The organism is Marinobacter halotolerans, from assembly GCF_008795985.1.
Taxonomy (GTDB): Bacteria; Pseudomonadota; Gammaproteobacteria; order Pseudomonadales; family Oleiphilaceae; genus Marinobacter; species Marinobacter halotolerans.
In genome coordinates, this window is sequence record NZ_VMHP01000001.1 from 1,756,097 (window position 1) to 1,779,073 (window position 22,977).

Below are 22,977 nucleotides of genomic sequence, written 5' to 3' on the forward strand. Positions count from 1 at the left end.
CTTCCTTGAAGTTTGCGTGTCAGGGCTGCAGGCGCTCAATGGTCCAACCGTCGCCCTTGCGGACATACTCGAACCGGTCGTGAAGGCGGCTTGGCCGGCCCTGCCAGAACTCAATGCGCTCGGGAATCACCCGGTAACCGCCCCAGAAATCCGGCAGTGGCACCTCCCCGTCGCTGAACTTCCGTTTCATCTCCGCCACCTTCTGTTCCAGCAGGCCGCGGGAGTTAATGGCTTTGCTCTGCTCAGAGACCCAGGCGCCGATCTGGCTGCCCCGTGGCCTGGACGCAAAGTAGCGCAGCGATTCTGTTTTACTGACTTTCTCAACGCCACCCTGGATTTTTACCTGCCGGTTCAGGCCCAGCCAGGGAAATAGCAGTGCCGCCCGCGGATTGTCTGCAAGCTCGGCGGCTTTGCGGCTGCCGTAGTTGGTGTAGAACACGAAACCGGTGTCGTCGAAGTATTTCAGTAAGACCGTCCGGATGTCCGGCATGCCGTCGGCGCCAGCTGTTGCCAGCGACATGGCATTGGGTTCCAGGATGCCGGCGGCTCGGGCCTCCTCGAACCATCGCTCGAACTGCTGTACGGGATTGTTATCCAGTGCCTCCCGGTCCAGGCCTGCACTTTCAAAATCACGCCGCATATCTCCAATGTCCACAGGTACCGCCTCTCTTTGTTTCATCAAATCCACGGACAGGGTATCCAGTTCAGTGCGCCCTGTCAGTTCACCAGAATGCCTCCGGCCGGTTACAAAAGGAAAAGAAATTTTGTGAAACGAATCACACAACGCACCCGTATGTATTTCCGATTCGAAAGCCCGGCATTTTCCGGCCGGTGAAAAAAAAACCGAAAAGGTAAGTAACGATGTTAGCGAATTATGATTTATCGCTGGTGACCGCCTCCTTTGTTGTGGCCGTCTTTGCCGCATATACAGCTCTGTATTTCGGCGCCAGGCTGAAAGATACCAAGGGCGGTGCTCGTATGATCTGGCTGGGCATTGGTGCCCTGGCAATGGGCACTGGCGTGTGGACCATGCACTTCGTGGGCATGCGCGCCAGCCCGATGATGGCCGAGATGACCTATGGGGCTGGCCTCACAACCGTATCCTGGCTGGCAGCGCTGGTTGCTTCCGGCATTGCGCTCCATCTGATTGGCCGTGAAACACTGTCGCCCACGCTGTTAATTGTGGCGAGTGTCGCCATGGCGGCCGGTATCGTCACCATGCACTATCTCGGCATGTACGCCATGAATATGTCGCTGCCGCCGGTGTTCGACGTGCTGTGGCTGACCATATCGATTGTCATCGCACTGGTAGCGTCAGGTGCCGCGCTGGCGATTTGCCGCAGGGTTGGTGAGGAAACCGGCAACAAGGCTCTGGCTCTGCAACTGGTATCTGCTCTGGTGATGGCCACAGCGATCTGCGGCATGCACTACACCGGCATGCTGGGTATGAACTACCCGGAAGCGGCGGTGCCGGCGGCGGATAACGCGCTGGGCGGTGATTTTCTGGGGCTACCCCTGGCTGGCCTCTGCACCCTTTTGCTGGCACTTTCGATATTTGTCACGGGCCTGGACATCAATGCCCGTCGACAGGCCAGAGAGCAGGCGGAACAGGAACAGCAATGGGTGGAATCGGCAGCGTTTACCGATAGCAGTACCGGCCTGCCTAACCGCTCAGCGCTCGAACAGCGGGTGCTCGACCGGATTGCCAGTAAAGAGGGCACGGCAACCTTCGCATTGATTTACCTGGATATCGCCAATTACCGGGATATGTCTGTGGAACAGGATGCCCGTACGCTGGAGCATACGGTGCAGTACATCGCCCGACAGGTTGTGGCCTGCCTGGATGAGGGTGTGTTCCTGGCGCGGTATTCCAGCAGTGCATTCATTGCACTGGTTGATAACCCCCAGAGTGGCGCTCACCAGTTCATGTATAAGCGCCTGCGCAAACTTGAAGGCTTGAAAACCGAAGCTGGCGGGCCGGTTTTATGGCGCGCCGGACAGTCGCTCTACCCGGATACCGGGCATTCCAGCCGCCGTCTGATCAGGGCCGCCATGGTGGCGCACTCCCTCGAGGACGTGGGTTCTTTCGACAACCTGTCAGACGATCCCAACCTGATCCGCACCGGCTCATAACGGCTTCGGCTGACAAAGCGGCCTGCGGAAGACTATCCTGTACACAGTGAATGGAAACAAAGAGGGCACCAACCGGCGCCCTCTCCGCTATTCAGGTACAGGAGTGTCTGGTTTTGGCCCGAAAGTTATCTGTTATCGCCCTGATTCTGGTTGTGCTCTACGCTCTTGCCGGGTTCGTGGTATTGCCATGGTGGCTCGAGCGAGCGATTCCCGAGCGCCTGGAACAGCATATGGGCTGGCAGGGAACGGTTGAAAGCGTCAACGTCAATCCGTTTGCCATGAGCATTGAAATGGCCGGGCTGAACGCACAAGACGGCGAAGGCGAGCGGGTACTGGCGTTTGAGCGAATGTACGCCAATCTGGGTTTTCTGAGGCTGGCGACCGGCATCGTCGCCCTGGAGAATTTCGAGCTGGATGGACCCTTTGCCCGCCTGGATCTGCAGGAAGATTACAGCATCAATCTTGTTCGGGACTGGCGCGCCAACAACCCGCCTGCGCAGAACCAGCCTCAGCCTGGCGCCGAGCCATCCGACCCGGTAAAAGTCTATCTTGACCGGTTCCGGGTCACCGGCGGCGAGGTGCTTTTCCGGGATTTCAGCTACGAAGAACCTGAAAAGTTCCAGATAGCCCCTCTGGATCTTGCCCTGAACGATCTGGCGACCTGGCCCAGAGAAGACGGGCCCAGTGCTTATTATCTGAAAGCCGCGATCGGTAGCCAAACGGTTGAATGGGACGGGGACCTCAGCCTCACGCCGCTTTACTCCTCCGGTACCCTGCGGATTGCTGATGTTGCACATAGCACTCTGGCCCACTTCCTCAGACCCTATCTTCCCTACTCCCTGAAGAGTGGCACCCTGACCGTCAGCTCTGACTACGAGCTGCAGTCCACGGAGCAATTCTCTTTTTCCACCTCCGGCGGCGAAGTGACCATTACCGATCTGGCTCTGGCCATGACTGCCGACAGCGACACCGAACTGTTACGATCCGACCGGCTCCAGATTCCCGGGGTCCAGTTTGATCTGATTAACCGCCAGTTATCGGTTGGTACGGTGGCGCTGGAGAAGCTTTTGCTCAATCTCCAGCGCAATGAGGCCGGAGTTCTGAACCTGATGGAGCCTTTTGAAGGTGATGAAACCTCGCCAGCTCCGGCTTCGGGGTCTGATCAGTCTCCTTTCCGGTGGACTGTTGGCGGCGTGGAGCTGACCGGCGGAACGGTGAACTGGGTTGATCAGCAGCCCGGCAGTGCCGCCGAACTGAGCGCCCAACAGCTGGATGTGACCATCGGGCAACTGTCCCACAAACTGGGGGAACCGGTGGATTACAAGGCCGGGCTGACACTGGCATCCGGTGGCCGGATTAATCTGAGCGGCCAGACCACCTTGCAGCCTTTTACCCTGGAAGCCGGCATCAGCGTTGCTGATCTGAACCTGGTACCCCTGAGCCCCTACCTCAGTAGCGCCACCAATCTCTTGCTGCAGGATGGACTGCTGGGTGTCGACGGCAATCTCGACCTGGACAACCAGCAGCCACCGCTGACCGGAACCTTTGCCGGCACCGCTCAGCTTTCCTCGCTGAGTGTCCGGCTTGAGGATTCGGGCGAGTCATTACTCGCCTGGCAAAACCTGCGTCTGGACCCGGTAGAGTACAACCTCGAACCCGCGCGACTGGAAATCGGCACCCTCACCCTGTCGAACCCCAATATGACTGTGGTCCGTGAAGCGGGTGGCGCGCATAACGTGGCGAAGATCATGTCCGGTACCGAGTCAGCGACAACCACGGAGGCCGCGTCCGGGGAGGGTTCGGATGCGGACAGCCAGGGGTTCATTTTCCGGATTGGCCAGATTCTGTTGGAAAGCGGTCAGGTTTCCTATGCTGATCGCACCCTGGAGCCGGTGTTCTCCACAACGTTTGATCAGTTGAACGGGTCTGTCACCGGTCTGAGCAACGTAAAGCCGCAGACCGGCAAGCTGTCGCTTCAGGGCCGGGTGGGAGACGTGGCCAGTCTCAAGCTCAACGGCACAATAGGCACCCTGGGCACAGAGGACGAGAATAACCTGATGCTTAAGCTGGATGGCGCCTCCATGCCGGCGCTCTCTCCCTACCTGAGTCAGTATCTGGGGTACGTGGTTGACAGCGGTAAGCTGACTCTGGATCTGGATTACAAACTGGTTGGCTCAAGAATCGATGCGTCCAATCGTGTGCTGATTGACCGCCTGGAACTGGGCGCGCCGGTGGCCAGTGAAAATGCCGTGAACGCGCCGGTCAAGCTCGGCCTGGCGCTGCTGCGCAACAACGAGGGCGTCATTGAGGTGATGCTACCGATCCAGGGTGATCTTGAGAGTCCGGATTTCAACATCGGGCCGGTCATTGCCCGAACCTTTGTGAATCTGATTGCCAAAGCGGCCACCTCGCCTTTCAGTATGCTGGGTTCACTGGCCGATATGACGGGTCTGACCGGCGAGGAACTTGGCTATGTCAGCTTCCAGCCGGGCAAGGTCGCGTTGGCCTCCGGTGGTGAACAAAAGCTGCAGGCCTTGTCAGAGGCGCTGACCAAACGCCCCTCCCTGCTGCTGAAGGTTCGCGGGGCGGCCTCGCCAGAGGTGGACGGGCAATTTCTGCGCCGTCAGAAACTGGCGGAGCAACTGGAGATGAGTGAGCTGTCTTCAGCGGCGGGCCGTATCGATCGCCTTGAATCCCGGTATAGGGACGCCGGTTTTGAGCAATCACTGGACGCTTTCCGGCAGCAGGTTGCCGGAACCCAGAGCGGCGAACCGGACGACTCGGCCTGGGAGCAGGCGCTGGTCAACCGCCTGTTGTCGCAGGTTGAACTGGCGCCGGAGGTGCTGACCGAGCTGGCCAGGCAGCGCGGGGTCTGGTTAAGCAACACCTTGCGGGAAGACCTCGATGTGCCGGAAGACCAGCTATTTCTGCTTGAGCCCCAGCAGCAGGCGGAACAGAGCAGCGAGGGCGCGGTGAAGGTCAATTTCGAGCTCGAAGCCCGTTAGGCGGCTGGGTAGTCAGTGCGTACCGGCAATGTTGCGGGGCAGCTGCAAGCCGTGCTCTCTGACCAGTTCCTGGTAACGGCCGCTGTCGATCAGTGGCTGAAGCAGGCCTTCAATGGTATCGACACCGACCGGGCCGTTTTTGCGGGTGATCACCCGTAACTGGTAGGTCTGGTCTAACTGTTCCGAGATCAGAAGATCATCCCGATGTTCGGGAAACCGGGAGAGGTAGGTGTTGAGGAAGGAGCGGCTGACGACCGCCACTTCTGCCACAGACGGTCGGTCGGCCCTGATCAGCTTGAGATTGCGCCGGTGGCTGTGTGAAAGCTCGATATTGAACCGTTTGCTGAGTTCTTCGCTGTCGGTTTCGAAACCCGCGAAACCGTAATGGTAGCCGGCAATGGCAACAATTCTGCGCTCACTCAGGTTGTCAAAGAAGGACTGGTCCCGGTTGTCCTTTTTCAGTGCAATGTAGACTTCCTCATCTTTCAGCATCGGTGCAGAGAAGTTGATGTCATCCTGGTTCCAGCTCCAGTCCGGGTTTTCGAAAAACATGACATCGAAAAGGCCGTTACTGAAGTCCAGATACCGGCGTCTGGGGGAGGTGTGAATCACTTCGAAGCTGAACGTATCCTGCTGAGTGCGGAGCGCGTCGAGAAGGTCGCCAAGCAACCCGTTTGCCTGATTATCCTCATCGACCATTGCAATGGGCGGGAAATTGTAGGCCCCGATCCGGATGACGGATTTTGGCGAGGCGAAAGCGGGCAGGGCGAAAAAGAAAACCGCACACGCGGACATCAGAATCATGGATTTGAGGTATCTTGGCATCGAGGCTCCGTGCACGCTGCGCATTCAAGAATTGAATGTCCGTTCAGAATAGCATTCCCGTTGATGGCCCAAAAGGCCAGAAGCAAAACAATTGTAAAACAGGAGAAGTGATCGGTGAGTCGTCCATTGAGCCATTTTTTTGCCTATATTTCCCGGCTCCGGTGGATCAGGCGATGGGGTCTGATGCGCAATGCCATTGAGGAAAACGTCGCCACCCACAGTTGGGAAGTAGCCACCCTGGCCCACGCGCTGGCGATTATCCGCAACCGGCATTTTGCGGGCCAGGTCAACGTTGACCGGATTGCAGCCGCCGCCCTCTACCATGACGCCACCGAGGTGATCACGGGGGATATGCCCACGCCGGTGAAATACCATTCCAAAGTGATGCGGGAAGCCTTCGGCGACATTGAGCATAAGGCTGAGGCGGAGCTGCTGGCGCTCTTGCCCGAGGATCTGCAAGCGGACTTTGCCCCTTACATTCGCGAATCCCGGTGGTCCGATGAGGAAAAAGAGCTCATCAAGGCCGCCGACCGGCTGTCGGCGCTACTGAAGTGTCAGGCGGAGATTCAGGCAGGTAACAAGGAGTTTGAACCGGCCGCCGGTCACATCCAGCAGAAGCTGGAAGCCGACGGCCTGCCGGAAGTCATCTACTTTCTGGAAGTCTTCGCTCCGGGCTATCAGCGTCCGCTGGATAACCTGCTAGGCTAGTCGCTGCCCGCGCCGGCCACCATGCCGCCGCGCATTGCATCCTTGTTGAGGGTCTGACGCACCAGATCCTCAGGATTTCCCGCCAGCTCCCGGAACATGCCCATGGAGCCGAGCAGTGCAGACGATTCGTAGGGCACGAAGACACGCTCGCCCTCTTTTGCCATGTTTGGCAACACTTTGATGTAACTCTGGCCAAGCAGATAACCAATAACGGTTTTCTTGTTTTCCTCGGACTCACCCATGGCGCTGAGTACCAGGCGAATGGATTCCTTTTCACCTTCAGCCCGGAGGATGGCAGATTCCTTGTCGCCCTGGGCATTGAGAATAGAAGATTCACGTTCACCCTGAGCCATGGCGATGGCGGCGGATTTTTCACCTTCGGCTTCGGTCACCGTGGCGCGACGTTTACGCTCGGCCGCCATCTGCAGGCGCATGGCCTCTTCCACCTCTTCCGGCATGCTGATGTCCTGAACCTCAACCCGGGTCAGCTTTACGCCCCATTTGGACGCCGCTTCTTCCATTTCCGCCTGAATGGCGCTGTTTACTTCGCTGCGGGATTCAAACAGCTTGTCCAGCTCCATTTTGCCCACCACGGAACGCAGGGTGGTCTTGGCCAGAACCTCCACCGCCTGGCTCATGTTGGCCACTTCGTAGACCGCACGGCGGGGATCAATGATCTGGTAATACAGGGCACCGTTGATGTTCACGGTGACGTTGTCGGTGGTGACCACCGGCTGGCCGGGAAAATCCATCACCGTTTCGCGGCGGTCAATGCGGGTTTCAAAACTGCTGCTGGGATGGTACTCATCACCGATGCGCATGTAGCGAGTCATGGTAATAGCCCGTGGGCGCTCGATAAACGGGATGATGATGTTCACGCCGCTTTCCAGGACCCGGTTGAACGACCCCAGCCGCTCAATAACCATCACCTCGGACTGACGCACAATTACCAGGCCCTTGGCGATGATGAAAATACCGATGACAACGACAATCAGGCTGATGACCAGCCCGGGTGACAAAAGACTCTCCATGTTCACTGCTCCTTTTGATGATTCAGAGTAACGACGGCGGTGGTGCCGTCGAAGGTTTCAAAAACAACCCGGGTGTCTGCCGGTAGTTCGGTTTCCCCGGTATCGCTAATTCGTAAACGATAGAAGTCCCCGTTCACTTTAATACCGGTCGCGTCGTCGAAGTCCCGTTTGATGGTCCGGTATACGGTGCCCCGCTCCACTCCGGTTCCCGTTGTCCCGTAGGAAACCCCTTTAGGAGAAAAGCGGGGCTTGATCCAGATAATGGCGACCGGTACCAGAAGGCCCGACAGCACACCCATGCCGATCAGTTGCCATTCGAAAGAAAATCCGGCGAATGCCAGGATAGCGGTCAGAGCGGCAGCGATCCCCAGTGCCAGCAGTACCAGCACGCCGGAGGCAAGCTCCGCAAGGCCAAGAATCAGGGCCAGGATCAGCCAGAGGTGGGTCAGACTCCATTCCATAGATGGTTATCCACAGGTCGGGAAATTGATCAGAGGCAGCGATTGTACCCCGCGCCGCAGCGGCGGTCACCGCCACTGGCTCAGTTGCCGGGACGGGTGCTGATAATTTGCCATAGGTTCCGGGCGGACACCTGCTAAAGTGCATGGATCCAGTACGACCAATATGAATAATTGAAGCTAACAAGAGGTCATCCACATGAAAGATCTGAACAATCGCGTTGCCGTGGTTACCGGCGCCGGGTCCGGTATCGGGCGGGCGCTGGCAAAGGCGCTGGCCGAGAAGGGGTGCCGCCTGGCGCTGTCGGACGTCAACGAGATGGGGCTGGCGGAAACCGCGGCGGCCTGCAGTGAGACTGAGGTACGTACTTACCTTCTGGATGTGGCCGACCGGGACGCCATTTACGCCCACGCCGACCAGGTGGCCAGTGATTTCGGTGCGGTCAATCTGATCATCAATAACGCCGGTGTGGCGCTGTCGGCCTCGGTCCGCGAGATGACCGATGAGGATTTCAAGTGGGTGATGGATATTGATTTCTGGGGTGTGGCCCACGGTACCAGGGCGTTTCTGCCCCACCTGATCGCCTCCGGTGATGGCCATGTGGTGAATATTTCCAGTGTATTCGGGTTGATCGGTGTGCCGAGACAGAGCGCCTATAACTCCGCCAAGTTTGCCGTACGCGGCTTTACCGAAGCGCTGCGTCAGGAAATGAAGCTGGAAAAGCAACCGGTGGCCGTCAGCTGTGTTCATCCGGGCGGTATCCGCACCAACATCGCCAACTCCGCCCGCATGGGTTTGTCCGATAACGCCGAGGCGCTGAAGGCCGGCTTTGACAAGTTGGCAATGACCACGCCAGAGAAGGCAGCGGCCACGATTGTGAAAGGTATTATGAAGGACGAGTCGCGAATTCTTGTGGGGCCTGACGCCTGGGGTATAGAGGCTCTGAACCGGCTGTTGGGCGCGTCCTATCAGCCGCTGGTGGAACGCTTTTCCCGGAAGAATCTGTACATTTAAGTGATCAGTTGCCGCTCTGGGGCAGGCCTTGTATATTTCTATAACAGAGGCGGTTATTAACCGCCTCGTGTTACGGAATCCAACGCCATGAGCACTCCCAAGGAAGCCGATCTTGGTGTCTCACTTGAGCAGAGCCGCTCAGGTCTCAGGGACAACCATCGACGTTCGCTGACGCGAACCCTGTTTCTGGTAACGGGGGCCGCTCTGCTGATATTCGGGTCGCTCCAGTTCATCAACGGCCATTTTCTGCTGGCCACGGCCGAATTTATCGCCAGCGGTGTCCTCTTTTTCGGGCGATACCGGATCTATAGCTCGCCAAACCTTGAGCATTGGATCTACGGCTATCTGGTTTCAGGATTCTCGTTCTCGCTTTTGATTCTTGTCGTCCCGGATGCCTCTATCACCGCCTACACCTGGATACTGATGATCCCGGTGCTTTCCTACCTGCTGCTGGGCAAAAGCGCGGGTTTCCGCCTGAGCGCGCCTTTTCTGGTTGCCGGCTGCCTGGTTTACGCCTTTTCTGTGGATTCGTTTGCCAGTGCCTTTGCCCTGATTGATCTGCTCAACCTGGTTCTGTGTGCCGTATTGATGCTGCTGTTCGTCCACATCTACGAGACCCGGCGGGAAGAAGCTGAAATGAAGCTGTTCAACATGGCACAGAACGATTCCCTGACTGGTCTGGCCAATCGGTCAAGCTTTCAGAGCACCCTGGCCAGAACCATTGCCGAGTGCGATCGCAGCGGTTCCGGCTTCGCGCTGGTGGTGATGGACGTGGACCACTTCAAACTGGTCAATGACACCATGGGCCATGATGCCGGTGACCGCGCCCTCAGCCGCATCGGCAAGCTGCTCACGGAGCGCCTGCGGGCCACGGATTCGGTCGGGCGGCTCGGCGGTGAGGAGTTCGGCCTGATCCTGCGGGACGTCAAACCGGACGATTCCTTTGAATTGATGGAAGAGCTGCGGGAGCGAATCGCAGCCAGCGAGTTGCCCTATGGCGATGCCACGATCCGCCTGACCGCCTCTTTCGGCATTGCCCACTTTCCCGAGCACGGCCGCAGCGCCGAAACTCTTTACCGCGCCGCCGACCGCTGCCTGTTTGCAGGCAAGCAGGCCGGTCGGAACAAAGTCATCCGTGCCGGCGTTTCGGCGGTGAGGCGGTAGCCAAATCGTCGGGTCCAGCTGACCGATTGTGAACCAAGTCCGTTTTTACAGTCATCTCTCAACCCTTTGACGGATGGCTGGCCAGCCCCTTGAGCCTAGCATTGAACCCTCTGTTGAACTTTCCGCTCCCAATGCTGCGGTAAAAGAATGACTAAGGGGCTGACCATGAACCTGACCAACCTTGCCATTGATGCCACCAGCCTGACGGATGCGCTTGACCAGACGCCGGCGATTGAGGCGGGTAATAGCCTGGCAGCTTACCCGCAACAGTGTGACCCGCGGGTGTCGGAACAGTTTCTGCGGGCTTTTGGTCGTCAATCCAGCAGCTATTTTGCGCTTCAGCCAGACTGTCATCACTACCTGGATCACCAGGCGGGTTTTGTTCCTTACGTGCCGGTTTCTCTGCTGGGCCAGCGTGTCAATGTGGTACCGACACGGCCACTCGCGTCTGATGGTGACATGCTCAGAGTGCTGGCGGGTTTCGAGCGGGACGTGCCGGGCCGGGCGCTGTTTGTGGGTGTGGACCGCGCCATGGCGCTAACCCTGGGCAAGCGGGGATACGATGCCACCATGATGGGGACCGAATTTGCCATCAATCCGGCGGATTTTTCTGTTCGCGGGCGCGCCATGAAACAGCTACGCCATGCCCGTAACCTTGACCGTCGCTGCCATGTCCGCGTGCAGGAACAGGCAGCGGGCGCGGTAAGCCGTAGACAGGTGGAAGAGATTTCCCGCTCCTGGCGCAGTAACAAGGCCGTCAAACAGCGGGAGCTTGGCCTGCTCACCCGACCACCGGTATTCGACGATGAATGGGGTGTCCGGAAGTTCTACGGGTATGTCGACGACGCGCTCGCCGCGTACGTCTTCTTCGACCCCTATTTCAGGGACGGTAAGCTGCATGGTTACTGCGCTAACATTCTCAGAGCCTCGCCGGAAACCAATCGGATGGGGGTGCTTGACCATATTATGCTCAGGGCGATTGAGCAGTTCCGTAATGAAGGGATAGGGGAAGTCTCTCTCGGGATTGCCCCGCTTCATGGCGTCCGCCGTTTCGCAAATGACCGCCCAGGGCTGCGCTGGGCGCAACAGGGACTCTACCGCTGTGGCAACCGGCTGTATGCCTTTGCGCCGCTGGCTTACCACAAATCCCGGTATCGCCCCCGTGAAACGCCCTGGTTTGTTTGCGCCCGTAACATCAGCAGTCTTCGTGTTGTGGCCACTCTGCTGAAGGGAACCGGCCTGATCTCGACGTAATGACTCAAAAACCGGAATCCCGGTCTCAGAACGGAGAGTCGACCCTGGATGAGGGTCAGATCCGTCGCTATTCTGGACATCATCAACCGTGGATGATGTGCCCGATGGTAGCGGAAACCAAACTGTCCCGGCCGAGACTGCCCCATCGGCTCATAGAAGACGAAACCAGACTCAGGCTCCTGGATTGCGCCGGTGATGTGCCGTTTACACTGCTTTCTGCGCCGGCCGGGTTTGGCAAAACCACCCTCGTTACCCAGTGGCTGGAAGACCGGAAACCAGCTCATGCCTGGCTTACGATCGATGCCCGGGACGATACACCTCACCTTTTCTGGCGTTCGGTCAGTGCAGCGCTGGCACGCGTCGACCCGAGCCTGGCGCTTCGCGAGAGTACCCTGCTGTCGGCATTGGAGCCGGGCGCCGTGGTCGATCCCGTGGCCCTGCTGGTCAACCGGCTCTCCGACTATGCCAGAACCTGGCAGGCGCCCCAGCGGCTCTTCCTGATTCTTGATGATTTTCACCTGATCCGTCAGGACGCGTTGCTGGAACAGGTCCGCCGTTTTATCGATTTCGCACCGGGCCTGCTTCGGTTGATCTGTATTTCCAGAACCGACCCGCCGATCCGGATTGCCCAGCTGTTAGCACGTGAACAGATGCTCAAACTCGGGGCTGATTCCCTGTGTTTTGATCTTGAACTGACGGGTCGCTTCGTGCGGCTTCGCCGGGAGGATGCCAGTACCATCGATATAGCCCGGCTGCACGAACGCACGGGAGGCTGGCCCGCTGCGTTGCAGCTGTCTGCCATGTCATCCTCCCTGGACCGGGCGGCGGGCAATTCCGTGGCTAATGACGGTGCCGATGCGCTGGCGGCCTACCTTCTGGAGGAGGTTTTTGACGAGCTGGATGCCTCGCTTCAACAGTTCCTGCTGGATGTCAGCCTGCTGCCGCTTTTCTCCGAGGACATTGCCGATCGCGCCCGAGGCAAAAGCGATGCCGCACGTCAGATTGCCGCAATGCGCGACCACAACCTGTTACTGCAGCACTTCGGTTCCGGCCAGTGCTGGTATCGGCTTCACGATCTGCTGGCGGAATGGTTGCGTCCCAGAGTGGATGCCGGGCCACATGCCCGTGGCATCCGCATGGTCGCGGCGGAGGCGTTTGCCGATCTCGGGCTGATGAACGAGGCGCTCGATCTTCTGGTTTCCGAGCACTGCTTTGAGGAGGCGGAAGCACTATTGCCTGGGCTGCTTCTATCGGACGATCTGTTGGGCTTTCGTAGCCTACCGGACCGCTTTCCGCCGGATTTCCGGCGACGTTCAGCGGCTCTGACCATACTGCAGGCGCTTTTCTCTTCCATGGAGGGGCGCTTCGGGAAGGCTCTGGAGCTGACTGAAAGCGCCGATGCGCTGCTTGTCGGGCAGAGCGGGCAGGATGCTGAGACCCTGAGGTTTGTCGCACTGCTGCTTCGCTGCATGTCGTCCCGCTTCACCGGCCGGGCAGGGGCCGCCCGGGACTCGATCCGGGAACTTTCGCAAAGGCTGGAAACCGGAAGCAGCAACCTGCACAACTGGGGCCTTTACATCCTCGGTGTGGACGCGTCCATGGACGCAGAGCTGGAGACAGCGGAGCGGATTCTTGGCCGGGCACTGGCGGGCGCCCTGGTCAGCGATGACACCAACTGTGTTTTGCGATGCCTTGCCGTGCTGATTCCGGTGCTGATTCATCAGGGCCGGATTAATGAAGCGGTGAGATGCTTTGATCGAACCCGCGACAAGCTCTCGGGCTTGCCGCCGTTGCGAGACCAGGAAGCCATGCTGGCCTATCTTGACGGTATGCTGGCGCTGGAACGGATACAGTTGCGCTCCGCCCGGGCGATCCTGGCAGAAGCTTCCCGCCTCGCACCTGAACGGATGAATCTGATGGATCAGGTATATCTCGCTTTCGAGAGTTTCCGGGCCGCGATGATTGCCGGTGACGAGACCGCCTGGCGTTCCAGGCTGGATGATATTACCGAACTGCACCAGCTAATGGGCGGTGGCGAATGGACCTACAACATCCCGGAATGCCCCGCGCTGCAGGCTCTGGCCAGCCTCAGACAGGGCGATGCGTCGGTGTTACTGGCCTGGGCTCAACGGTTCGATAACACAGAGGCCAGGCAGAGCCGGAGTCGGTTTTTCCAGCTGAACGAGCGGTTACTGCTCCTGTTGGGTAAAATGATCATGGGTCTGGCGGTGGATGAGGGTCTTGAACGCCTGGTGGTGGACGCGGAACAGGGCAGCAACCATCTGGTGGTGTGCCACGTTCGACTGATGCAGGTGTTATTGCTGGCCTACCGTGATAGATCCCGGGATCAGGCTGCTGCCCTGCTGGGCGAAACCCTGCGGTGGTTTGTTCCATTGGGCCTGCTTAGACCGTTCGTTGATGCGGACCCCACGTTTGATCCGGTTCTGGAGCAATGTCTTCACCATGAATCGGTAGCCGCTTTTGCCCGTGAGGTGATCGATATACGCCGCGGTGTCGGGGAAGACGCCGGCAGTGATACCGAGCCACTGGTTGCTGGCGATGATGATACTGCAGTAATGTTACCCGAGCCGCTTAGCCAGAGGGAACGGCACGTGCTCCGGTTGCTGTCCCAGGGATTGAGCAACAAGGTGATGAGCAATCAGCTTGGGATCACGGTGGCAACGGTCAAATCCCACCTCAGTAATATCTATGGCAAGCTGGATGCCGGCAACCGGGGTCGGGCCGTGGCCCGCGCCCGGTCCCTGGGCCTGCTGGATTAGAACTCTATTGAAGCGTCCGGCGGTTGCCGTTGCGGTACTCCGGCGCAATGTATTCCTGGATATCTGACTTGAACCTGGTAATCAGGTCACTGTTGTCGTGATCCCAGGGGTGGAAGCCGGGTTTGAAGTATTCCAGCCAGGTCGGGATCAGGCTGGAAAAGGTACCGTTACGGCCCCAGAGTCGCCACAGGCCGCCGGCCGCGCCTTTCAGGGAGAACCCCTTGCGATCATTCAGCATCATGCGGGCGGTGCAGTAACTGCCCATAGCGCCCAGCGCCGCGGTGCTGAACAGAAGGTAGAAAGCGCGTTCAGCGTAGGTGCCGCCGGCTTGCTGAAAAACGTCATAGGCGACTGACTTGTGTTCGGTCTCCTCAATGGCGTGCCACACCCAGAGAGGGCGCATGGTTTCGTGCATATCCTCTCGCACGTCGTCCCGGGCCAGCAGCATGTCGGCCATCATGGCGGTGAGATGTTCCAGCGCACAGGTGATGGCCAGCTGGTGTCGCTCAGGTAGTTTTTTGGCAATGCCCAACACCACCGCCAGATGGGCTTCCAGTTTCTCCACTGGCATGCCCTGGTCGCGCACATGCTGGTTCATGGCGATGTGTTCCAGCGAATGCATGGCTTCCTGACCGATAAAGCCACTCACTTCCTGCTTTAGCTGCGGGTCGGTGAGGATGCTGCGAAAGTGTCTTACAGAGTCCACAAAAAACTGTTCCCCCTGGGGGAAAAGAACGGACAGCGCATTCATTGTGTGGCTGATCAGGTAGTTTTCCGCCACCCAGTAACGGGGCACCTGTTCACCGAATTCGAATCCCATACGCTGGGGTTTTATCTCCACATTCTCGGGCGTTCGTGCCGCGGGTTTGGTGGCGGTTCCGGTTGTCTGCATGGTTTTCTCCTCAGCGCGTTCGCGCAGTGACTGATGTCATGGATCCAGTCTGAGGGAGTCCAGCCGGGCCGGGAATGCGCGAAGGGGACGGAGGTCGTGGAATCAGGGCCAGTCGGCGCAAAGGGTTTGCGTTCCATTGACTGGATTGACGGCGCCCCTACCCCCATGCAGCCACAGCCCCGGGGTATGGGGGCTCTGTTAGGATCAGATCAGGTGCGCCAACCGACAATAAAGGAAACGCAATGACAAACGCTGGCCCGGATCGAGAGCGGCAGATGCTGGGACTGTTCCTGGTCCCGGGTGTTTACATGCGCGTACTGGCGGATGTGGTGCGTCAGCTGGGGCATAACGAGCGCGGCCTCTACGAGGGGCTGAGTTTTGGTCCGGCAGATCTGGCTTCCAACGACAGCCGCGTGTTCGTTACCGACGCCATTGTAATGACCGAACGCGCCCTGGCGATGGCGGGCAATCAGGGGCTAAGCTTTCTGCTGGCCCGGGAACTGCGGGTCACTATCCATGGCACGCTGGGTTTCGCCGCGCTGACCAGCCCCACCCTGTCCGGAGCGCTGGATTCGGTGCGCCGCTACCTGCAACTGCGGGTGCCCTTCCTGACCATCAGCCTCACCGACACCGGTAAGGAAATGCTGGTGCGGCTGCGTTCGGAGTTCGAGTTGCCCCGCCAGACTCCATTTCTTGCCGAAACTGTGGGGGCCACGCTGATCATGCTGACGGAGCAGCTCATCGACCGGGACGATGCACAGCAAAAAGGATACGCCCTGGAGCACGGTAAACTTCCCGGCGTGAAAGTGCAGCTCAGTGCGCCGGAGCCCGACTATTACCGCAGCTTTGCCCACCAGCTACCGGTGCGCTTTGAATACGGCCAGCCCCAGGAAACCCTGGTCTTTCCCAAGGGTCTGCTGGATGTGAAAATGCGTCTGGCGGATGCTGACGCGTCCCGGATGGCCCGGGAGCAGTGCGAGTTCGAATTGCAAAAGGCGCTGAAAGACCAGGGGGATATCGCTCACGCCGTGCAGAACGTGTTACATATGACTCCTGGTCCGCTGCCGTCGCTGGACAGCATGGCCGAGCGCTTCTGCGTGTCATCTCGCACGCTCAAGCGACGTCTGGCGGAAAAAGACACCACCTACCGTGAAATTGTCGAGGCGGTGCTCAAGGACCGGGCAATTCAGTTGCTGCGCTACACTAACCAGTCGGTCAGCGAGATTGCCTTCGAACTGGGGTATGCGGATCTGTCCAATTTCAGCCGGGCCTTCCGCAAATGGACCGGCAAATCCGCTGGCGAATTCCGCCAGGAGGGCCCGGATCCTGCACCGGAAGTGGGGCCCTGAGTCCTGACCCACTGGCACACACAAACCACGGCTACAAGGAAACCAGATCATGGCACCTGTTCAGGATACGCACAGTAAAATCATCGGCTACCTGCTCTGGATTTTTGGCTTCCTCGGGGCCCACCGGTTCTATTTCGGCAAACCGGTGACCGGAACCATCTGGTTCTTTACCTTTGGCCTTTTCTTCATCGGCTGGATTATCGACCTGTTCCTGATCCCCGCCATGGACCGCGAGGCCGATCTTCGCTACGAATCAGGGGTTGTGGACTACAACATCAGCTGGATTCTGCTCACTTTCGTTGGCGTACTCGGTATTCACCGCATGTACATGGGCAAGTGGCTGACGGGCATACTCTACCTGCTGACCGGCGGTCTTTTCCTGGTGGGCGTGCTCTATGATTTCTGGACCATGAACGAGCAGATAACCGTTCGCAACCACGAGATCGCCTCTGGGCTCTGATTTCATCAGGCCTCAGAGACCCCAGGCCGCTTCCAGCTCCGCCAGCCCCTCTTCCAGGTAGTCCAGCATACGTTGCAGGCTTGGAAGGGTACGGCGGCAACCGATCAGGCCGAACTCGATCTGGTCACAGTAGCTGGTCAGGGTCATGTTCAGGGCGATGCGGTCCATGGCGATGGAGACCGGATACATGCCTTCCAGCTTCGCACCGTTCCAGTAACTGGGCTCTTTCGGGCCAGGCACATTGGAAATCACCACGTTGAAGGTTTGCCACTTGGGTGCCATCCCCGTCAGCAGGTTGAAACTGGCCGGGGCCAGCAACATGGCGGTGTAGTTCAGGATTTCCTCTGCCGACATGCTGGCATACCGTTCCTTTGACGCCTTCACATCCTCGTGGATATAGCTTAGCCGCTGGGCCGCGTCGTTCAGATGCGTGCCGAGGGACGCCAGAATAATGCCGACCTGATTGCCTTCGGAACTGTCGTCCTTGCGCAGGGAAACCGGCACCATCGCGACCAGAGGTTTCTCCGGCAGGGCGTCCTGGTTCATAAGATAGGTGCGAAGAGCAGTGGCGCACATGGCCATCACCACGTCATTGACCGTTGTTTCCGACGCCTTGCAGACGGCGCGAATGCGTTTCAGGCAGTAGGACTGGGCGGCAAATCGGCGGGAGCCGGTAATCTTGCCGTTCAGCACACACTGGGGCGCGTGGAAGATGGAATCGTAGGCGGGGTCTTTCCGGGCCCGGTTGACGGTACTCAACAGTGCTTTGGATACCGCCGGCACAGTGCCCAGCTGCTTGCCCGATTCGCCCAGTAGATGGGCGACATTCCGCCACATGGACGGGCCATTGTCACTTGTGCCTGTGCGGCTGCGCCGGGGCAGGCTCCAGATCGGCGGCATGTCCCGCTGCTCCGGATCGTCGGACAGCATACGCTGAAACAGGCGCATGGCGGATACACCATCCACCAGGGAATGATGCACCTTGGTATAGACTGCAAACTGGCGGTCTTGCAGTCCCTCGATCAGATGAAACTCCCACAGCGGCCGTTCCCGGTCCATCAGGTGGCTGTGCTCCGTGGATACAAACGCCAGCAGTTCCCGAATACGCCCGGGCGTGGGCAGGGCTTCAAACCGGAAATGGTGTTCCAGGTCCAGATGTTCGTCTTCCACCCAGACCGGCTGACCGAACCGGCTGTCCAGCCGGCGATCAAAAGGCGCCGTGACGGTCGTCTGTTCCCGCAACTGGTTGGCAAGCTGCGACACGTAGTAGTCCGGCGCGTCCTCAGGGAATGAGAACAGTTGCAGACCTCCCACGTGCATCGGCTGCTGGCGCTTTTCCATCCACAGGAAAACCTGGTCTACCGGGCTGAGTCGTTTCATCAGGGTACTCTTTTTGTTTTGATAGTCGTTGCAAATGCAGTGTTGCAGTATTTTGCGAGACGCGAAAGCTCCGGCGGATTCATTTTTGGGCAGGCCATCGGTCGATTGATTATCAGCGGCAATGCAGGTCTGCCGGGCCTTATGCCTCGTAAATCTGTTTTAAGCCACTACCGGAAGCATTATCGCCACCGTCTTGTAAGGAGAGCACCTTTGAAACCGTTTTTCTGGCATCCCGCACTTTGGGTACTGCTGCTATTGGGCCTTCCCCTTGCCCAGGCACAGGCCCAGAGCATGCCCAGTGTGGCGTTGGGAAAGGTGACAGAGTCCCAGATCATCAGTGAAATAAAGCTCAATGGCACCGTGAACGCCCTGCGCAGCTCCCGATTGTCTTCCGCGGTGTCCGGGTTGATTGAAAGGGTCGCGGTTGATGCCGGTGACCGGGTGTCGGAAGGTGACCTGCTGATTGCGCTGGAGGACGAGACAGCGACGTTCGACCGTAACGAATCCCGCGCAGCCCTGAATGAGGCGGAAGTTCGGGTGGCGGAGGCTCAAAGACGTCTGGATGAGGCCCTTGCCCTGGGTGCAGGCAGCAACATTGCGGCCACCGAGGTACGCAGCCGTGAGGCGGAGTTGGCAGCTGCCAGGGCGTCTGTTGCCCGATTGCAGGCCCGGCTGGGCCGTCTGCAGGTTGACCTGGATCGCCATAGTGTTCGGGCGCCTTTCAGCGGTGTGGTCAGTCAGCGATCAGTGGATCTTGGTGAGTGGGTGGTGCCCGGTGACGAGCTGATGACCCTGGTGGACACCAACAACCTGCGTCTGGATTTCGCGGTGCCCCAGAGCGTCTACAGCCGGATTTCCGACCAGTCCCGCCTGCTGATTCAGTCGGCCGCGGCGGACCAGGACCCCGTCGAGGCCAGGATAGCAGTGTGGGTACCGGTAACCGATGCCCGCGCCCGAACCTTCCTGTTGCGGGCCGAAGCCCCGGCATCAAAGACTCTGCTTCCGGGAATGTCCGTTGAGGGGCTGTTACAGGTCAGCACCGGCGAACAGGGCCTGACGGTGTCCCGGGATGCCATCAACCGGTATCCGGAAGGTCGTACCACCGTATGGATTGCCGAACCGGCGGATGAAGACCGCTATAAGGTCCGTGAGAAGCGGGTCTCCCTGGGTGGCAGCTTCAGCAACCGGGTGGAAGTGCTGAGCGGACTGGAAGGTGGCGAACAGGTGGTTGTGCGAGGCAACGAATCCCTGCGTGAAGGAACCCAGGTGCGCCTGGCCGAACGGAGCGCGCGCTGATGTTCTCCGGAGTGATACGACACGGCACTCTGGTTGCCGTCATTACGCTTATTTTCGCGGTTATTGGCGCCGTAGCCGCGTTACGCATCCCGATTCAGATGATCCCTGACCTGGAGACCCGCACGGTGACCGTGGAAACCCGGTGGCCGGGTGCGACCCCTCAGGACATCGAAAAAGAAATCCTGATCGAACAGGAACAGTACCTTCGCAATGTGCCCAACCTGAGTGAGATGGTGTCCAGTGCCTCCAGCGGATCTGCGGAAATCGAACTGGAATTTCCCTTTGGCGTGGATATCACTGAAACGCTGATCCAGGTGAACAATGCCCTGAGCCAGGTGTCGGATTACCCACAGAATGTGGATGAGCCGCGCATCGTGGCAGCGTCTTTTTCCTCGAACGCGTTCATGTATTTCCGCATCACCACCCTGCCGGACAATCCCCGGGAGCTGGACATCGAACTGATGGGGGATTTTGTCGAGGACCGGGTACGCCCACGGATGGAAAGTGTTTCCGGCGTATCGGAAGTGCGCGTGGGTGGCGCCGCCGACCGCCAGATGCAGATTCTGGTGGACGAAGCGGCCCTGGCCCAACGGGGTCTGAGCCTGCTGGATTTGCGGGATGCGATTAATTCACGCAATCAGGACGTATCCGGCGGAGAAGTGGCGGCCGGTAAACGCCGGTATCTGCTGCGGACCGTAGGCCGCTTCCGTGACCTGGAAGAACTGCGCAATCTGGTGGTGTCCCGTCAGGGTGACAGTGTGGTGCGTCTGTCGGAGGTCGCCAGCGTTCAACAGGGACATTCGCGAATCCGGGAAATCTCCTGGATTGACAGTCAACGGGCCATCAGCCTGTCGGTAAGGCGAGAAGCCGGTTCCAACGTTATCCGCATCAAGGAACAGATGCTGGACGAGGTTGAGCGCATCAATGCCGAGGTACTGGAACCGGAGGGCATGCGGCTTGCGCTGACTGCCGACGATGCCCGTTACGTGCAGGCTTCCATCGCCAACGTCTGGACGAATCTGGGCATCGGTGCCGCCTTTGCCACTCTGGTGATGTTCCTGTTTCTGCGTTCCGGCAAGGCCACGCTCACCGGTGTCATCGGTATTCCCCTCTGTGCCATCGCCGCCTTTCTGGGGCTGATGATTACCGGTCGCACCATTAACGTTATTTCGCTGGCGGGTGTGGCGTTTGCCATCGGTATGACGGTGGACAACAGCATTGTGGTGCTGGAGAACATCGAGCGCCACCGGCGTCTGGGGCTGGACCGGTTCGAGTCGGCCCTGAAAGGCGTGAAGGAAGTCTGGCCGGCGGTGCTGGCGTCCACTACCACAACCATGCTGGTGTTCCTGCCCATACTGTTCATCGAGGAAGAGGCCGGCCAGCTCTACTCGGATGTGGCCATTGCCATCTCGGCGGCTATTCTGGCGTCCATGTTGATCGCGGTGACCGTGATTCCGGCATTGAGCGCCCGGCTCGATTTCGGAAACCGTAACAGCAACGCCGATGCCCAGGGCAATGTGGTGTCCGGCGGCTGGGCCGGCGGTATTGTCAAAGCGGTACGCTGGATGGTGAGCGGGCGGTTAAGGCGCCTGGTGGTTATAGGCGGCACCGTTGCCGCGAGCCTGTGGGTCATCCTGTTCCTGACCCCACCGGCGGAATATCTGCCGGAAGGGGAAGAACCGAAAACCTTCGCATACATGAGCGCCCCGCCGGGCTACAATCTGGACGAAATGGCGGCCATCGCCCAGCAGGTAGAGGATTACTTTCTGCCCCACGTAAATGCCGAACCGGGGCCCTATGAGAGCGGTGAAACGCCGGTGCCGCCCATGGCGTATCTGAATCTGGAGGCCACGCCCACCAGCATCCGCATCATTTCGGAGACCATCAACCCGAGTCACATTGATGCGCTGATGGCGGAAATTACCGGTTTCTACGAACAGTTTCCCGGCATGAGGGCGTTTGCCGCCAAGGGGTCGATCATTTCCAGTAACGATGGCGGCACCCGAAGTATCAGCCTGGACATCTCCGGGCCGGATCTGGTGTCCATTTACCGGGTCGCCAACATCGCCTACGAGCGGGCCCGTAGCATTTTCGACAACCCCCGTATCCAGAGCAGGCCCTCGACTTTGTCGCTTGCACAACCGCTGATTCAGGTGCGGCCGGATTGGGATCGCGCGGCCGAGCTGGGCCTGGATACCGAAGCCATCGGCTTCACCGTGGCGTCGCTGACGGAAGGCTCCTATGTGGATGATTTCTTCCTGGAAGACGACAAGATCGATATCTACCTGTATGGCAGTGGCGGCGGAAATCCGGGGCTGGCGAAACTCCCGGACGTGATGGTTCACACGCCCCAGGGCGCAACCCTGCCGCTCTCAAGCCTGGCCAGCATCGAGGAAACCGTGGACACCAGTACCGTCCGGCGGCTGGACGGCCGGCGTACTGTCACTCTGAACGTGATTCCGCCGGACGACGTGCCCCTGGAAGTGGGTGTGCAGCGGGTGCAAACGGAACTGCTGGGCGCCATGCGGGACAGCGGTGAGATCCCACTTGATGTGGCCATCGACATCTCCGGCGCCAGCGACCAGCTGAATGCGACCAAGGAGGCGCTGACCGGTAATTTCCTGATTGCGTTGGTGATTGTCTACCTGTTGCTGGTAGCCATCTTCGCCCACTGGGGTTTCCCGTTGCTGATCCTGACGGCTATTCCGCTGGGCATTGCCGGCGGTATTGTGGGTCTGTCGCTGATGAATCTGGTGGGTGGCCTGATACCGCTGATCGGGCTGCGGCCTCTCAGTCAGCCATTCGACATGATTACCATGCTGGGCTTTCTCATTCTGATGGGTACGGTGGTGAACAACCCGATTCTGGTGGTGGAACAGGCCCGGCAAAATCTCAGGCATCGCGCAACCTCGGTGGTGGATGCGGTCGTCATGGCCGTGGAAACCCGACTGCGGCCCATTGCCATGACAACCCTGACCACCATCTGCGGCCTGTCACCATTGGTGTTCCTGCCGGGCGAAGGCACGGAGCTGTACCGTGGCGTCGGTGCCATCGTCCTGTTCGGACTGTTGGGCGCTGCCACCGTCACCCTGACCTTCCTGCCGGCGCTTACCGTGTTTGTTTTGGGGTGGCGGCGTAGGACTGTTGCCTAAGTCCTTGGGGGAGTCGCCACCCCCCAAATCGGCTTTTCGGGCTAGGGCACGGGCCTGTCGGGGTAAAAGAACGCT

The 22,977-nt window shown here is 59.1% G+C and carries 17 protein-coding genes; 11 read left to right on the forward strand and 6 right to left on the reverse strand.

Annotated elements, in window-relative coordinates; all coding sequences use genetic code 11:
* Positions 1-19: 19 nt before the first annotated feature.
* A complete protein-coding gene (pdxH, locus tag FPL19_RS08155; protein WP_225314385.1) occupies positions 20-679 on the reverse strand; it encodes a pyridoxamine 5'-phosphate oxidase in 660 nt (219 codons plus the stop codon).
* Positions 680-861: 182 nt separating this feature from the next.
* Here pdxH and FPL19_RS08160 point away from each other — a divergent pair, with 182 nt between their 5' ends.
* Both FPL19_RS08160 and FPL19_RS08165 read left to right on the forward strand, forming a co-directional pair.
* On the forward strand, positions 862-2,133 hold the full coding sequence (locus tag FPL19_RS08160; protein ID WP_150911949.1) for an MHYT domain-containing protein: 1,272 nt from the start codon (positions 862-864) through the stop codon (positions 2,131-2,133).
* 113 nt (positions 2,134-2,246) lie between these two features.
* On the forward strand, positions 2,247-5,138 hold the full coding sequence (locus FPL19_RS08165; RefSeq protein WP_225314335.1) for a DUF748 domain-containing protein: 2,892 nt from the start codon (positions 2,247-2,249) through the stop codon (positions 5,136-5,138).
* 12 nt (positions 5,139-5,150) lie between these two features.
* Here FPL19_RS08165 and FPL19_RS08170 read toward each other — a convergent pair whose 3' ends face one another.
* Positions 5,151-5,963 carry a substrate-binding periplasmic protein gene (locus FPL19_RS08170; RefSeq protein ID WP_225314336.1) on the reverse strand — a complete coding sequence of 271 codons (813 nt, stop codon included), beginning with the start codon at positions 5,961-5,963 and terminating at the stop codon, positions 5,151-5,153.
* Positions 5,964-6,077: 114 nt separating this feature from the next.
* Between FPL19_RS08170 and yfbR the strand changes: the two genes are divergently transcribed.
* A complete protein-coding gene (gene yfbR, locus FPL19_RS08175; RefSeq protein ID WP_150911951.1) occupies positions 6,078-6,671 on the forward strand; it encodes a 5'-deoxynucleotidase in 594 nt (197 codons plus the stop codon).
* On the opposite strand, the gene FPL19_RS08180 is transcribed toward yfbR, so the two are convergent.
* Positions 6,668-7,702, reverse strand: coding sequence for an SPFH domain-containing protein (locus tag FPL19_RS08180; RefSeq protein ID WP_150911952.1), 1,035 nt, complete (start codon positions 7,700-7,702; stop codon positions 6,668-6,670). The genes yfbR and FPL19_RS08180 overlap by 4 nt on opposite strands.
* A 2-nt stretch (positions 7,703-7,704) precedes the next feature.
* A complete protein-coding gene (locus tag FPL19_RS08185; protein WP_150911953.1) occupies positions 7,705-8,163 on the reverse strand; it encodes an NfeD family protein in 459 nt (152 codons plus the stop codon).
* A 196-nt stretch (positions 8,164-8,359) separates the two neighbouring features.
* Here FPL19_RS08185 and FPL19_RS08190 point away from each other — a divergent pair, with 196 nt between their 5' ends.
* The 4 genes from FPL19_RS08190 to FPL19_RS08205 all read left to right on the forward strand — a co-directional run bounded on the left by FPL19_RS08190 (position 8,360) and on the right by FPL19_RS08205 (position 14,373).
* A complete protein-coding gene (locus FPL19_RS08190) occupies positions 8,360-9,175 on the forward strand; it encodes an SDR family NAD(P)-dependent oxidoreductase (RefSeq protein WP_150911954.1) in 816 nt (271 codons plus the stop codon).
* 87 nt (positions 9,176-9,262) lie between these two features.
* Positions 9,263-10,339, forward strand: a complete 1,077-nt coding sequence (locus tag FPL19_RS08195; RefSeq protein WP_150911955.1) for a GGDEF domain-containing protein — start codon at positions 9,263-9,265, stop codon at positions 10,337-10,339.
* Between the two features lie 165 nt (positions 10,340-10,504).
* On the forward strand, positions 10,505-11,593 hold the full coding sequence (locus FPL19_RS08200) for a DUF2156 domain-containing protein (protein WP_150912450.1): 1,089 nt from the start codon (positions 10,505-10,507) through the stop codon (positions 11,591-11,593).
* Entirely contained in the window at positions 11,593-14,373 is a 2,781-nt protein-coding gene (locus FPL19_RS08205) for a LuxR C-terminal-related transcriptional regulator (protein WP_225314337.1), read from the forward strand. The genes FPL19_RS08200 and FPL19_RS08205 overlap by 1 nt, the downstream gene beginning before the upstream one ends.
* Positions 14,374-14,377: 4 nt before the next feature.
* On the opposite strand, the gene FPL19_RS08215 is transcribed toward FPL19_RS08205, so the two are convergent.
* Positions 14,378-15,265, reverse strand: coding sequence for a metal-dependent hydrolase (locus FPL19_RS08215; protein WP_150911956.1), 888 nt, complete (start codon positions 15,263-15,265; stop codon positions 14,378-14,380).
* Positions 15,266-15,507: 242 nt separating this feature from the next.
* On the opposite strand from FPL19_RS08215, the gene FPL19_RS08220 reads away from it, so the two are divergent.
* Positions 15,508-16,614 (forward strand): AraC family transcriptional regulator, encoded by a 1,107-nt coding sequence (locus FPL19_RS08220; RefSeq protein WP_150911957.1) that lies wholly within the window; start codon positions 15,508-15,510, stop codon positions 16,612-16,614.
* A 49-nt stretch (positions 16,615-16,663) separates the two neighbouring features.
* Positions 16,664-17,074, forward strand: a complete 411-nt coding sequence (locus FPL19_RS08225) for an NINE protein (protein WP_150911958.1) — start codon at positions 16,664-16,666, stop codon at positions 17,072-17,074.
* Between the two features lie 12 nt (positions 17,075-17,086).
* On the opposite strand, the gene FPL19_RS08230 is transcribed toward FPL19_RS08225, so the two are convergent.
* On the reverse strand, positions 17,087-18,454 hold the full coding sequence (locus FPL19_RS08230) for a WS/DGAT/MGAT family O-acyltransferase (protein WP_150911959.1): 1,368 nt from the start codon (positions 18,452-18,454) through the stop codon (positions 17,087-17,089).
* A gap of 210 nt (positions 18,455-18,664) precedes the next feature.
* On the opposite strand from FPL19_RS08230, the gene FPL19_RS08235 reads away from it, so the two are divergent.
* Together FPL19_RS08235 and FPL19_RS08240 are read left to right on the forward strand one after the other, a co-directional pair.
* Positions 18,665-19,750, forward strand: coding sequence for an efflux RND transporter periplasmic adaptor subunit (locus FPL19_RS08235; RefSeq protein ID WP_225314338.1), 1,086 nt, complete (start codon positions 18,665-18,667; stop codon positions 19,748-19,750).
* The gene (locus tag FPL19_RS08240; RefSeq protein WP_150911961.1) at positions 19,750-22,902 is read left to right on the forward strand and encodes an efflux RND transporter permease subunit; all 3,153 of its coding nucleotides are present in this window, start codon (positions 19,750-19,752) and stop codon (positions 22,900-22,902) included. The genes FPL19_RS08235 and FPL19_RS08240 overlap by 1 nt, the downstream gene beginning before the upstream one ends.
* The last annotated feature ends 75 nt before the right edge of the window (positions 22,903-22,977 follow it).

Bases quoted from the DNA above. Each gene is read 5' to 3' on its own strand.
- pdxH (WP_225314385.1), bottom strand. From the start codon at position 679: ATGAAACAAAGAGAGGCGGTACCTGTGGACATTGGAGATATGCGGCGT.
- FPL19_RS08160 (WP_150911949.1), top strand. From the start codon at position 862: ATGTTAGCGAATTATGATTTATCGCTGGTGACCGCCTCCTTTGTTGTG.
- FPL19_RS08170 (WP_225314336.1), bottom strand. From the start codon at position 5,963: ATGCCAAGATACCTCAAATCCATGATTCTGATGTCCGCGTGTGCGGTT.
- FPL19_RS08180 (WP_150911952.1), bottom strand. From the start codon at position 7,702: ATGGAGAGTCTTTTGTCACCCGGGCTGGTCATCAGCCTGATTGTCGTT.
- FPL19_RS08185 (WP_150911953.1), bottom strand. From the start codon at position 8,163: ATGGAATGGAGTCTGACCCACCTCTGGCTGATCCTGGCCCTGATTCTT.
- FPL19_RS08190 (WP_150911954.1), top strand. From the start codon at position 8,360: ATGAAAGATCTGAACAATCGCGTTGCCGTGGTTACCGGCGCCGGGTCC.
- FPL19_RS08195 (WP_150911955.1), top strand. From the start codon at position 9,263: ATGAGCACTCCCAAGGAAGCCGATCTTGGTGTCTCACTTGAGCAGAGC.
- FPL19_RS08200 (WP_150912450.1), top strand. From the start codon at position 10,505: ATGAACCTGACCAACCTTGCCATTGATGCCACCAGCCTGACGGATGCG.
- FPL19_RS08205 (WP_225314337.1), top strand. From the start codon at position 11,593: ATGACTCAAAAACCGGAATCCCGGTCTCAGAACGGAGAGTCGACCCTG.
- FPL19_RS08215 (WP_150911956.1), bottom strand. From the start codon at position 15,265: ATGCAGACAACCGGAACCGCCACCAAACCCGCGGCACGAACGCCCGAG.
- FPL19_RS08220 (WP_150911957.1), top strand. From the start codon at position 15,508: ATGACAAACGCTGGCCCGGATCGAGAGCGGCAGATGCTGGGACTGTTC.
- FPL19_RS08225 (WP_150911958.1), top strand. From the start codon at position 16,664: ATGGCACCTGTTCAGGATACGCACAGTAAAATCATCGGCTACCTGCTC.
- FPL19_RS08230 (WP_150911959.1), bottom strand. From the start codon at position 18,454: ATGAAACGACTCAGCCCGGTAGACCAGGTTTTCCTGTGGATGGAAAAG.
- FPL19_RS08240 (WP_150911961.1), top strand. From the start codon at position 19,750: ATGTTCTCCGGAGTGATACGACACGGCACTCTGGTTGCCGTCATTACG.